General features: G+C 69.7%; 9 protein-coding genes. 6 read left to right on the forward strand and 3 right to left on the reverse strand.

The annotated features are described in order from the left end of the window. The first annotated feature begins 63 nt into the window (after positions 1 to 63). Genes D7W81_RS21140 through D7W81_RS21150 form a run of 3 tightly spaced genes read left to right on the forward strand, consistent with a single transcriptional unit; the run spans position 64 to position 1,661 of the window. On the forward strand, positions 64 to 663 hold the full coding sequence (locus D7W81_RS21140; protein WP_120557194.1) for a hypothetical protein: 600 nt from the start codon (positions 64 to 66) through the stop codon (positions 661 to 663). Next, positions 660 to 1,361, forward strand: coding sequence for a lysoplasmalogenase (locus D7W81_RS21145; protein WP_244227331.1), 702 nt, complete (start codon positions 660 to 662; stop codon positions 1,359 to 1,361). The genes D7W81_RS21140 and D7W81_RS21145 overlap by 4 nt, the downstream gene beginning before the upstream one ends. 18 nt (positions 1,362 to 1,379) lie before the next feature. After that, on the forward strand, positions 1,380 to 1,661 hold the full coding sequence (locus tag D7W81_RS21150) for a hypothetical protein (protein WP_120557195.1): 282 nt from the start codon (positions 1,380 to 1,382) through the stop codon (positions 1,659 to 1,661). A gap of 58 nt (positions 1,662 to 1,719) precedes the next feature. Here the strand turns inward: D7W81_RS21150 and D7W81_RS21155 are convergent, their stop codons facing one another. From D7W81_RS21155 to D7W81_RS21165, 3 genes are read right to left on the reverse strand one after another with little or no spacing between them, the layout of a single operon-like run. Then, a complete protein-coding gene (locus D7W81_RS21155) occupies positions 1,720 to 2,247 on the reverse strand; it encodes a hypothetical protein (RefSeq protein ID WP_120557196.1) in 528 nt (175 codons plus the stop codon). A 49-nt stretch (positions 2,248 to 2,296) separates the two neighbouring features. Beyond that, the gene (locus tag D7W81_RS21160; RefSeq protein WP_120557197.1) at positions 2,297 to 3,286 is read right to left on the reverse strand and encodes a HEAT repeat domain-containing protein; all 990 of its coding nucleotides are present in this window, start codon (positions 3,284 to 3,286) and stop codon (positions 2,297 to 2,299) included. Between the two features lie 11 nt (positions 3,287 to 3,297). After that, positions 3,298 to 4,512: a hypothetical protein gene (locus D7W81_RS21165; RefSeq protein WP_244227332.1), complete on the reverse strand. Its 1,215-nt coding sequence runs from the start codon at positions 4,510 to 4,512 to the stop codon at positions 3,298 to 3,300. A 439-nt stretch (positions 4,513 to 4,951) separates the two neighbouring features. Here D7W81_RS21165 and D7W81_RS21170 point away from each other — a divergent pair, with 439 nt between their 5' ends. Genes D7W81_RS21170 through D7W81_RS21180 form a run of 3 tightly spaced genes read left to right on the forward strand, consistent with a single transcriptional unit; the run spans position 4,952 to position 12,004 of the window. Next, positions 4,952 to 8,002, forward strand: coding sequence for an nSTAND1 domain-containing NTPase (locus tag D7W81_RS21170; RefSeq protein WP_120557198.1), 3,051 nt, complete (start codon positions 4,952 to 4,954; stop codon positions 8,000 to 8,002). Beyond that, positions 7,999 to 9,327 (forward strand): peptidase associated/transthyretin-like domain-containing protein, encoded by a 1,329-nt coding sequence (locus D7W81_RS21175; RefSeq protein ID WP_244227333.1) that lies wholly within the window; start codon positions 7,999 to 8,001, stop codon positions 9,325 to 9,327. Before D7W81_RS21170 ends, D7W81_RS21175 begins: the two co-directional genes overlap by 4 nt. Before the next feature lie 10 nt (positions 9,328 to 9,337). Next, positions 9,338 to 12,004, forward strand: coding sequence for a DUF4215 domain-containing protein (locus tag D7W81_RS21180; protein ID WP_120557199.1), 2,667 nt, complete (start codon positions 9,338 to 9,340; stop codon positions 12,002 to 12,004). Positions 12,005 to 12,041: the final 37 nt, after the last annotated feature.

Genomic DNA, 12,041 nt, shown 5'->3' on the forward strand with positions numbered 1-12,041 from the left:
TGCTTCAGCGTGGCTGTGTAAAGGAAGGACTCACTGGAAAAATTTGGGTGCTAGCCTCTGCGAATGCCCTGGACCGCGGACCAAGCGACCCCTTTCGTCCCAAGCGATTTCTGCAACCTGGACCCGACATCGATTCTCAAGCCCATGGACCTCGTCACGATTGGCGCGGACCTGGCGTGGATGCTCGATGTGAAGCGAGAGGATCTCGCGGGCTGGTACCGCACGCTCGGGCTTGCCTTGTTCGAGCGGTTCGGGCTCACGCGCCTTCCACAGCGCCCGGCGTTCGCGGATGCGGTCCAGGGAGCCGACCTCATGCGTGCGCTGGGCGCGGTCGATATTCCAGATTGGTCCAACGGTCTCGGACGGGCCTGGGCCTTCCGCGAGCACCTGCTGGCGTTGCCCTCCCACGTCTCAGGAGTCCTTGAAGGACATCCCTTCCAGCTTTCAGTGAGCCACCAGGAGATGCCGCCGCCTCTCCGTCCCATGGCCGAAGACGTCGCGGACCACATGCTGAAGCACTCAGGAGCCGCGAAGGAAATCGCCCGGAAGTTGGACTGGACCATCATCGGGTTGTGGGGATGCCCGTTGGAGCGCCTCGAGTTGAAGGTCACGGTGGCGGAGCTGGCTGCCTCGGGGCTTGAAATCCAGACGTTCGAGCCGTGACGTCCGTGCGCGCGGCAGGCTCAGGCGGAACGAAGCTCCTGGCGGCGGCGGGCGTGGCGGGGATGGTGGGCTTCCTCCTCGTCATGGACGTAGGGGCCCGGGAGGCGCGGCTCGTCACCAAGTCGCTGCCCATGGTGTGCCTGCTGGCGTGGCTGTGGCCGGCCCGGGGGCGTTATGCGCGCTTCATCTTCGCCGGGCTCGCGCTGTCCCTGCTGGGTGACGTGCTGCTGGAGGTGGGCCCGGACCTGTTCCTGCCGGGCCTGGGCGCCTTCCTGCTGGCCCACGTGGGCTACACCGCCGCGTTCCTCTCCGTGACGCGGCGCCCTGCCCTGCTCCAGGCGCTGCCCTTCGTGCTCCTGGCGGTGGGAGCCACCGGGGCGCTGTGGCCCGGCCTGGGCGGGATGGCGGGGCCCGTGACGGCCTATGTCGCCGTCATCTGCACCATGGGCTGGCGCGCGGCGGCCCTGGTGGGGAACCCGGCGCTTTCGCGGCGCGAGCAATGGCTGGCGTTCGGGGGCGCGCTGCTGTTCGCCGCCAGCGACGGGCTGCTCTCCATCCGGCTCTTCGTCACACCCCTGCCCGGCCTGGGCTACGCCGTCATGCTGCTGTACTGGGCCGCGCAGTTCTGCATCGCCGCGTCCACGCGCCGGGCGCACGCTGCGGCCACGATGACTATATCCTCCAGCAGTCTCACCTGATTCCTGGAGGTCTCATCCATGTGGCGTTCCATGATGGTTGCGGCGATGTGTGTTGTCGGTTTCACGGCTTGCGGCGGTAGCACCGACGCGGACGTGGACCTGGGCTCGCAGGAGCAGGGCCTCGCGTGTGAAACCGGGACCGGCTTCTGCCGGGGCGCCGGCAACACCTGTGCCTGGCTGCCCAACAGCCCCGGAGAGGGGCTCTGCCGTCCCGCGTGTGTCAACGGCACGTGTTCCAATGGCCAGACCTGCTGCAACCAGCCCAACGGCTCGCCGTACTGCAACAGCTTCTGCTACTGAGTTCCCAACCCACTGAAGGCGGAGTCCCCACGACTCCGCCTTCAGCGGCACTCCGGAACTACTCCAGCACGCCGATGGTCTCCGAGCGGTCCACGGCCTCGCCCTTGGTGGTGTAGCCGGAGTACCAGCCGGTCAGGTTGCTGCCGGACTGGTCATACTGCGCATGGACGTGGGGACCCGTGGCGTTGCCCGTACCGCCCTCGTTGCCCACCTGGCAGCGGTTGCACGTGCGGTCAAACGAGTCCGACGTCTTGATGAAGTGCCACAGGCGGAACGTCTTGCCATTGGCGAACGCGTGCTTCGCCTCGTTCTGCGTGCCGCTGCCCGTGCCGTTGCAATAGACCCCCGAGGTGCGGATGGTCACGTTCCAGGACAGGGACGCCATCACGCCCGTCTCCACGCCCCAGTAGTTGCAACGGCCGCTGGAGATGTCCAACGCACCGTGGAACGTGCCGCTGGAGTAGTACGTCGTCGCCGTCACCGTGCCCGGGAAGGGGGACTTCACCGTGTACGAGTACGCAGCCGCGACCGAGGGAACCGCGAGGGCCAGGATGGCCGCGAGGGCCGTCTTCTTCATGAAACGCATCGGGGGTGTTCCTTTCGGGCCGGCGAGTCCGGCCCCATGAGGGTGCCGCTCAACGGACCTGTTGCAGCCGCTGCTTCTCTCTCAGGAGCAGGCCCCACTCCTGAACGCCTGATTGGAGGACGCGGATCCACGCGTCGATCTCCGGTGCCATGCTGGGGTCCACGCTCCGCAGCTTGCGCAGCTCCGGCACGGCGTCCGCGAAGCCCAGCTCCGCGATGCCCTGCACCAGCGCCTTGCGCACCCCCGCGTCCCGCTCGCCCCGGTACATGCCCACCAATGCCTCGCGCGCGGGCGCCATCTGCGCCGCCGGCACGCCGCCCAGCGCGAGCGCCGCCGAGCGCCGCACGTCCGCGCTCTCATGGCCCAGCATCCCGAGCAGCTTCTGCCCCGCCTCCGGCCCCAGCTTGCGCGTGTCCAGGGACTCCAGGAGCTTCGCCGTCACCTTCGGATCCGTGGACGCCACAGCCGCGTTGACGGCCGTGTCCGTGGCCGGGCCGTGGTGGCCGGAATAGACGTACTGGTTGTCCTCGATGAGGTTCTGCGCCGCCTCCATGCGGACCTCTGGCGAGCCGTCCCGCATGAGCCGCTCGTACATGTCCCCGGTCTTCTCCAGCGCGCCGGTGCGGCGCATGGCGCGCACGGTGGCGGCGCGGACGGACGGGTCGCGGTCCTCCAGCGCCCGGCGGGCCACGGCCTGGATGGCGTCCTTCTCCGCCTCGCGCTCGCTGCGCGCCACCAGCGCCGCGGCCAGCTGCTCCACCATCGCGGGGTCCGTCTCCCGGTCGAACGCCGCGTGCAGCTCCCCGGAGGGCAGCGAGACGGCGGCCTCGCGCAGCACGGCGTTGAGATATTCGCGGTAGGCCTTGGAGCTGGAGCCCAGCCCCTGGCGGAGCTGGTCCATCAGCCCGCGGACCGAACAGCTCTCCCCCTCCAGCGCCGGCTTCGCGGCGGGGGGCGTGGATTGGGCGAGCGCGGCCGGGGGCGCGAGCATCAGGGCCAAGCCCCCGAGCGCGCGAAGTCCTTGGAGGAAGCGGGGCATGCGAAGGGCTCCTACTGGTGGCGGTCCATGCAGCCGAAGGGGTTCTGGTCCGGCAGCTCGTTCCAGATGCGGATGAAGTCGACGTTGCCGCTCGCGTAGAGCGTCTCGAAGGTGCGGTAGAGCGGCTGGAAGCGCGGGTCCACGGTCGCCATGTTCGCCATCACGGGCAGCGCGTCCCGGCCCGCGACGCGCGCGGAGAAGCGGAACAGCGCCCAGCGCACGCACACGGACTGCTCGCGGTTGAAGGAGTCCGCGAACAGCTTCAGCGTCTGCTCCTTGTCGGAGGACATGGCCAGCACCTGCGCCGCCGCGTCGCGGCCGTCCTCGTTGCCCTCGCTCTGCAGGATGCGCGCGAAGCGGTCCGTGGTCTTCGCGTCCAGCACGGGCGAGTTGTGCAGCGGCGCCGTCTGCGCCAGGTGGCGGATCTGCTCGTCCGGCGCATCCGTGGCGATGGTGATGAGCCGGTCGAGGTACGGCGACGCGTCGCCCAGGTTCTCCGACTCGCGCGCCATCACGCGGCCCAGGGTGCGCGTGGCGGCCCAGCCCGCCTCGGTGGACGCCGGGTCGCGCGCGAACTCCGCCATCCGGTCCATGGCGTCCGGGGTCAGGTGCTTCTGCGTGTCGAGCGCGGAGAGCATCCCCGCGCGCCGCTCGATGGGCAGCCCCTTGTCCATCCCGGCCTCCAGCAGCCGTGCGGCGACCTGGGGCTTCTGCACCGCGTCCGACCCGCGCAGGCCCGACAGCAGCACCTTGAACTCCGCGCCCTGCGCGTCCCGCGCCCACGCCACCACCTGCCCCGCCTTGCCCGCGTCGTCGCCAATGAGCTCCGACAGCTTCGACATCAGGTAGTCGCGGACGAGCGGATCCTTCGACGCGAGCAGCGGCGCGGCCCAGTCCCGGAACGTCTCCAGCGTCACGCCGTCGTTGAAGCGCGCCAGCTCCGGGAAGCACGTCTGGTCCGAGAAGCGGCGCTCCGCGGCCTCCGCCTCCTCCACGCCGGACGGCGCGGGGCCTCCGCCTCCGCCGCCTCCGTGCGAGCCCGCGGACCGTGTGGCGTTGACGGGGGCGGCCGAAGCGGACAGAGCCTGCGCGTCATCACCGCCACGCCACAGCAGCCCCACGGCGGCCACCACGGCCGCCAGGCCCGCGCCCGCCAGGACCCAGCGGAAACCCCGTCCTCGTGAAGGCCCGGAAACGGGCGTCTGGGTCGGCGTGGAAGGAACCATGGGAATCCAAATAACCATGGATTCCTTGTTTCAATCAAGGAAAACAGATTGATTGGATTTTTACCGACCGCACCGCCTTTTCCCTCTGAAGATTCCATTCATTGACGGTGCGCGTCATCAGAACAGTCCATGCGGTATGGAACGGCCCGCCCGTGTGACGCGCTCCGTGCCACGGCGCGCCAATCCCTTTCCGCCTCTGTGTGTGGCGGGATGTGACACAGCGTTGAACCATCCGCCTGTCTGCCTTCCTGCTCCCCAAGGTCAAAACAGACACGCCTCCCACGCGGGGCCGTGAACTGTCAGCGCTTCAGTGGCCGTGTATGATTGCGCCCCGAGGTGGCAGGGCTGGGGGGCTGTACGCAGCGCATGGATGCATCGGGCGAAGGCGCCCGGGTCGCGCCATGGCTGTGAATGCGTCGCGCGGAAAAGTGGCCGGACAATGATGAAGAACGAAGCAGGTGCCGTGCGGCGGAGTCCCTCCGCGGTGAACGTGACGGGTGTGTCCTCGGACCTGACGGACCGGACACAGGCCGCGGACGTGGAGTCCCTCCTCGGCACCGCTCCGGCGCCGGTGGAGCCGCCTTCGCGCGCGTCCAACACCGGGTCCTCGTCCACGGGGTCCTCGTCCACGTGGGACGGGCCGTCGCGACCTGGCACGGGTGGCACCGGTGACACCGGCAACGACACCGGGGGGCCCTCCATCCAGGGCCACGCGCTGCGCCCGGGCATGCGCCTGCAGCACTACGAGCTCATCCGCGAACTGGGCTCCGGCGGCATGGGCACGGTGTTCCTGGCGCGCGACGTGCGGCTGGGACGACGGGTGGCCATCAAGTTCCTGCACAGCGAGGACGCCGACATCACCCGGCGCTTCATCCTGGAGGCGCGCGCCACCGCGCGGTGCAGCCACGAGAACATCGTCATCATCTACGAGGTCGGCGAGTTCCCCGGCGGCCCCTTCATGGTGCTGGAGTACCTCCAGGGCAAGCCGCTGACGAAGGTGCTGGGCAACCAGCGCCTGCCGCCCGCGCGCGCGGTGGAGTTGATGGTGCCGGTGGTGCGGGCGCTGGAGTGCGCCCACGAGCAGGGCATCGTCCACCGCGACCTCAAGCCGGAGAACATCGTCGTGACGGACTCGGGCGCCATCAAGGTGCTCGACTTCGGCATCGCCAAGGTGCTCCAGGGTGACGACCCGCCGGAGGCACCCACCGGGGTGCCCCAGGCCCAGCCGCGCCTGCACTCGGTGGAGGGAATGGGCGAGGACGTGTCCAACCTCACCCGCAAGGGCGCCATCATGGGCACCATGGCCTTCATGTCCCCGGAGCAGTGGGGCATCGGGGTGGCCGTGGACAACCGCACGGACATCTGGGCGGTGGGGCTGATGCTGTTCCGCATGCTCGCCGGCAAGCACCCGTTGGATCCGCTGCGCGGCCCGCAGCTGATGGTGACGGGCATGCTGGATGAACCCATGCCGCTGCTCCGCACCATGGCGCCGGACGTCCCGCAGGAGCTGGCGGCCGTCGTGGACCGCTGCCTGCTCAAGCGCAAGGAGGAGCGCTTCCCGGACGCCGCGTCGCTCCTGCGCGCGCTGGAGCCCTTCCTCCCCGGCCGCATGAGCCGCGAGCTGCGCGTGGACGAGAGCCCCTACGCGGGCCTCAGCTCCTTCCAGGAAGCGGACGCGGACCGCTTCTTTGGCCGCACCCGTGAAATCGCCGCGCTGGTGAACCGCATCAACGACCGGCCGCTGCTGGCCGTGGTGGGCCCGTCCGGCACGGGCAAGTCGTCGTTCGTGCGCGCGGGCCTGGTGCCCGTGCTCAAGCGCTCCGGCACGCCCTGGGAGGCGCTCGTCATCCGTCCCGGACGCAGCCCGCTGTCGGCGCTGGCCAGCATCGTCGCGCCGCTGATGAGCTCGTCCACCACCATTGAGGACGACCTCCAGGAGCAGCAGCGGCTGGTGGAGCGGCTGCGCGCGGAGCCCGGCTACGTGGGCAACGTGCTGCGCAGCCGCGCGCGGCGGGAGCGCCGCCGCATCCTGCTCTTCATCGACCAGTTCGAGGAGCTCTACACGCTGGTGCCGGATGCCCAGGAGCGGCTGGCCTTCACCGCGTGCCTGTCCGGCATCGCGGACGACGCGACCACGCCCATCCGCGTCATCCTCTCCATCCGTTCGGACTTCCTGGACCGGGTGCCGGAGGACGAGCGCTTCATGGCGGAGCTCAGCCAGGGGCTCTACTTCCTCACCGCGCCCGCGCGTGAAGGCCTGAAGGACGCGCTGGTGCAGCCGGCGGAGCGCGCGGGCTACCAGTTCGAGAGCCCCACGATGGTGTCCAGCATGCTGGAGCACCTGGACGCCAGCCAGGGCGCGCTGCCCCTGTTGCAGTTCGCCGCCACCCAGCTGTGGGAGGCGCGCGACGTCACGAACCGGCTGCTCACGGAGAGCGCCTATCAGGCCATGGGCGGCATCGCGGGCGCGCTGGCCAGCCACGCGGACAGCGTGCTGGAGAGCCTGTCCACGCAGGAGCGCACCCTGGTGCGCGCGCTCTTCCTGCGGCTCGTCACGCCGGAGCGCACGCGCGCCATCGTGTCCCTGGACGAGCTGCGCGAGCTGACGAAGGACACCGGCGAGATGCAGCGCCTCATCGACCACCTGGTGCAGGCGCGCCTGCTGGTGGTGCAGACCGGCGGCGGCGCCACGGGCGCGACGGTGGAGATCGTCCACGAGTCGCTCCTGCACAGCTGGCCCACGCTGCGGCGCTGGCTGGACGAAGGGCAGGAGGACTCCGCGTTCCTGGAGCAGCTGCGCAACGCGGCCCGGCAGTGGCAGGGCAAGAACTTCGACGCGCACCTCTTGTGGCGCGGTGAGCTGGTGGAGGAGGCCCAGCGCTTCCAGCGGCGCTACCGGGGAGAGCTGCCCCGGTTGCAGCAGGACTTCCTCGCGTCCGTGTTCGCGCAGGCGAAGAAGGGCCGCCGGCTGAAGCGGGCGCTGCTCATCGGCAGCGCGACGTTCCTGGGGCTCCTGGTGGTGGCGGCGGTGGTGGCGCTCGTCGTCATCCGCAACGCACAGCAGGAGGCCGAGCGTCAGGCCCAGGCGGCGACAGCGGCGGAGATCATCGCGCGCGCCGCGGAGTCCAACGCCCGCGGCGCCGAGACGGAGGCCAAGCAGCGCCTGGCCGAAGTGCAGGCCAAGGAGCTGGAGCGCCAGAAGGCGCAGCAGGAGGCGGAGGCGGCCAACGAGCAGGTGGCGCTGGCGAACCAGGAGCTGCTCAGCAAGAACGACGAGCTGGTGTCCGCGCTCCAGCGCGCCCAGGAGGCGCAGCTGCGCGCCCGCTTCGCCAAGAAGCGCGCCGAGGAGAGCGCCGACTCCGCGCGCGACGCCCGCGAGGAGGCCCTGCGCGCGGCGGAAGAACTCTCCACGTTGCTCAAGCGGGAGAAGGAGCGCGTCTCCCGTCTGCAATCCCAGCTGGGCAGCCCGGTCATCGAGGTCCTGAAGTGAGAAGCATCGTGAACAAGAAGATGAGCAGGTCCGCGGTCGTGTTGTCGGTGCTGCTGGCGCTGGAGGCGGTGCCCGTGCAGGCGCAGGAACCGGCGCCGCGGACGGGCACCACGAAGACGTCCCGGAGCACGCGCAAGGCGGGCACCGCGAAGACGCCGGGCACCGCGAAGAAGTCCACCGCCCTGAAGACGACGGGCAAGACGAAGAGCGCGACGAAGCTGTCCGGCACCGGAGCGAAGCGGCGGCGCAAGCCCTCCGCCGCGGAGGCCGCGCAGACGCCCGCTCCGGCCCCCACGGACACGCCCCTCTCCGAGTCGCTGCCCCTGCCCCCGCCTCCCACGCCCACGGCCCAGGACTCGCAGCAGGAGCAGGCCAGCACCACGCTGGAGGGCTCGCAGACGGGGCCGGCCGGCGCGGAGGACCGCCCCTGGGCGAAGGGCATCTCCAAGACGGACCAGGACGCGTCGCTCGCGCTGTTCGGTGAGGGCAACGCGCTCCTGAAGGAATCCATCTTCGTGCAGGCCGTGGAGAAGTACCGCCAGGCGCTGGGGCGCTGGGACCACCCGGCCATCCACTACAACCTCGCGCTGGCGCTGATGAACCTGGACCAGCCCGTGGAGGTGCACGAGCACCTGATGGCGGCGCTGCGCTTCGGACCGGCGCCGCTGGAGAAGGAGAAGTACGAGTACGCCCGCAGCTACAAGACGCTGGTGGAGAAGCAGCTCGCGCGGGTGGACATCACCTGCGCCACGCCCGGCGCCACGGTGACGATGGACGGCCAGCCGCTGTTCGTGGCCCCTGGCCGCTACGAAGGGCTGGTGCGCCCCGGCGCGCACAGCATCGTCGCGACGATGGCGGGCTACGTGCCCAGCGACCAGAGCCGCACCCTGCTGCCCGGTGAGACGACGGCGCTGGACCTGAAGCTCTTCACCTCCGACGACCTCATCCGCTACAAGCGCCGCTGGTCCGCCGCGATGCCCTGGCTGGTGATGGGCGCGGGCGTGGCCGTGGCGGGGGGCAGCGCCTTCCTCCACCTCCAGTCGCGCGACCACTTCGCCGCCTTCGAGTCGGGCATCTCCGACTGCGGGGGCTGCGTGCCACCCACCGCCGTCGCCGACGAGCGCTCCCAGGGCAGACTGATGCAGACCGGCGCCATCGCCGGGTACGCCGTGGGCGGTGCCGTGCTCGTCACCGGCGCGGTGCTCGCCGTCCTCAACCAACCCAAGCCGTACCGCATCGAACCGGGCCAGGAGGCGGCGACCGTGCAGGTCACGCCGCTCCTCGGCGCGGGTTCAGGCGGTGCCGTGGCCACGTTCCGTTTCTAGGGGTCTCCGCATGACACGCGTTCCCTCCTCTCCGCCTCCGGCCGGCTCCTCCGTGGCGCGCGCCCTGCTGCTGCTGGCCGCGCCGCTGCTGCTCCTCCTCACCTCCTGCTACCAGGCCACGACCGTGGACTGCCCCGCCGGGCTCGTATGTCCGGAAGGCCTGAAGTGCGCCGCGGGCCAGGCCGTGTGCATCTCCTCGGACTGCGGCGACGGCGTCGTCCAGGACCAGGAGCAGTGCGACGACGGCAACATCGTGGACGGCGACGGCTGTAGCCGCGACTGCAAGTCCACCGAGACGTGCGGCAACGGCGTCGTGGACCAGGTCACCAAGGAGAAGTGCGACGACGGCAACACGAACGACCGCGACGGGTGCAGCGCGGACTGCCTGTCCAACGAGCTGTGCGGCAACGGCGTCACCGACACGGCCGTGGGCGAGAAGTGCGACGACGACAACAACACCAGCGGTGACGGGTGCAGCGCGGACTGCCTGTCCACCGAGGTCTGCGGCAACAAGTACACCGACCCCACGAAGGAGGAGCGCTGCGACGACGGCAACACCGTCAGCGGCGACGGGTGCAGCGCGGACTGCCGCTCCCAGGAGAGCTGCGGCAACGGCTACGTGGACACCGCCAAGGGCGAGAAGTGCGACGACGCCAACAACAGCAACGGCGACGGGTGCAGCTCCGACTGCAAGTCCGACGAGACGTGCGGCAACGGCGTCCTGGACAGCATCAAGGGTGAAATCTGCGACGACGGCAACAACGTCAGCGAGGACGGCTGCAGCGCGGACTGCCGCTCCGCGGAAGGCTGCGGCAACGGCGTGCGCGACGGCGAGGAGCAGTGCGACGACAAGGGCGAGTCCGCCACCTGCAACATCACCTGCACCGTGCGCGTCTGCGGTGACGGCATCATCAACCGGACCGCGGGCGAGCAGTGCGACGACAAGGGCGAGTCCGCCTACTGCAACGCCAACTGCACGCTGCGCGCCTGCGGCGACGGCGTGGTGAACACGTCCGCCAGCGAGCAGTGCGACAACGTGGGCCCCGCCAACAGCCCCGCCTGCGACTCGGACTGCACCATCGCCTTCTGCGGCGACGGCTTCACCAACAACACGCGCAACGAACTGTGCGACACGGCGGGCAACTCCCGCACCTGCAACGCGGACTGCACGCCCGCGGCCTGCGGCGACCGCATCCTCAACACCGCTGCGGGCGAGCAGTGCGATGACGGGCCCAATTCGGCCATCTGCGACGTGGACTGCACGCCCACGGCCTGCGGCGACGGCGTCACCAACTCGGCGGCGAAGGAGCAGTGCGACGACGGCAACACGGACGACGACGACGACTGCCTGGGCACCTGCAAGCCGAACATCTGCGGCGACAGCGTGGTCAACGTCAGCGGGCCGGACCGCCCGGAGGCCTGCGACGACGGCAACACGAAGACGGAGACCGCGTGCGCCTACGGCACCGCCACCTGCGAGGCGTGCAAGGGCGACTGCAAGGCGCGGCTCGAGCTGAAGGGCAACGTCTGCGGCGACAAGGACTGGGACACCGCCAACGAGGCCTGTGACGACGGCAACACCGAAACGGAAGACGCCTGTCCCTACGGCACCCGCACCTGCAAGGTGTGCCGCTTCGACTGCAAGGAGAGCGTGTCGCGCACGGGCAACGTCTGCGGCGACGGCGTGACGGACCCGGACAACGAGGTCTGCGACGATGGCAACACGCAGACGGAGACGGCCTGCCCCTATGGTGACGCGAACTGCCAGCGGTGCAGCAACGACTGCAAGCGGGTCCTCCAGCTCCAGGGCAACATCTGCGGCGACGGCGCACAGGACCCGAGCTCCGCGAATGAGGTCTGCGACGATGGCAACACGGAAACGGAGGAGGCCTGCGATTACGGCACCCGCACCTGCAAGGTGTGCCGCTTCGACTGCAAGGAGAATGTGTCGCGCACGGGCAACGTCTGCGGCGACAACGTGAAGGACCCGGTCAACGAGGCCTGCGACGACGGCAACACCTCCAACGAAACCGCCTGCCCCTACGGCACGGAGACTTGCGAGAAGTGCAACGACACCTGCAAGGCGGTCCTCACGCTCAATGGCAACATCTGCGGCGACGGCGTGAAGGACCCGAGCTCCACGAATGAGGTCTGCGACGACGGCAACACCCTCGTCTGCGGTTCCTGCAGCGCCAACTGCAAGGTGAAGACGCTCCAGGCGGCGACGGGCACCATCACGGCCTCCGCCAGCATGAACATGAATGATGGGGAGACGTTCACCATCAGCGACGGCATCAACGAGCCGGTCAAGTTCGAGATCGACCGCAACGGCGTGTTCACCAACACCGCCAACCAGCGGATCATCGTGGAGAACAACACGCCCGCGGCGCAGATCGCCCTCCTCATCCAGGACGCCATCGACGCCGTGCCGGAGCCGTTCGAAATCGAGGCGACCGTCGCCCCCAATTCCGTCAACGTGAACCTCACCCACAGGCTGAAGGGCTCCATCGGCAACCAGGCGATGACCGAGCGCATCACCAACAGCGCCTTCAAGGTGAACGGGATGAGCGGCGGCAGCGGCTACGACTGCCTCGAGGGCACGAAGTGCGTGAGCAACGAGGACTGCGCACGCGAGCTGGTGTGCGGGGCCAGCAAGACCTGCGTTCCGGCGCCTTGACGCACTGAGCCATGTCGTCCGCTGCACGGGGGCGGAC

It is taken from the genome of Corallococcus aberystwythensis (assembly GCF_003612165.1).
GTDB classification, from domain to species: Bacteria; Myxococcota; Myxococcia; order Myxococcales; family Myxococcaceae; genus Corallococcus; species Corallococcus aberystwythensis.

Bases quoted from the DNA above. Each gene is read 5' to 3' on its own strand.
- D7W81_RS21140 (WP_120557194.1), top strand. From the start codon at position 64: ATGCCCTGGACCGCGGACCAAGCGACCCCTTTCGTCCCAAGCGATTTC.
- D7W81_RS21150 (WP_120557195.1), top strand. From the start codon at position 1,380: ATGTGGCGTTCCATGATGGTTGCGGCGATGTGTGTTGTCGGTTTCACG.
- D7W81_RS21155 (WP_120557196.1), bottom strand. From the start codon at position 2,247: ATGCGTTTCATGAAGAAGACGGCCCTCGCGGCCATCCTGGCCCTCGCG.
- D7W81_RS21160 (WP_120557197.1), bottom strand. From the start codon at position 3,286: ATGCCCCGCTTCCTCCAAGGACTTCGCGCGCTCGGGGGCTTGGCCCTG.
- D7W81_RS21165 (WP_244227332.1), bottom strand. From the start codon at position 4,512: ATGGTTCCTTCCACGCCGACCCAGACGCCCGTTTCCGGGCCTTCACGA.
- D7W81_RS21170 (WP_120557198.1), top strand. From the start codon at position 4,952: ATGATGAAGAACGAAGCAGGTGCCGTGCGGCGGAGTCCCTCCGCGGTG.
- D7W81_RS21180 (WP_120557199.1), top strand. From the start codon at position 9,338: ATGACACGCGTTCCCTCCTCTCCGCCTCCGGCCGGCTCCTCCGTGGCG.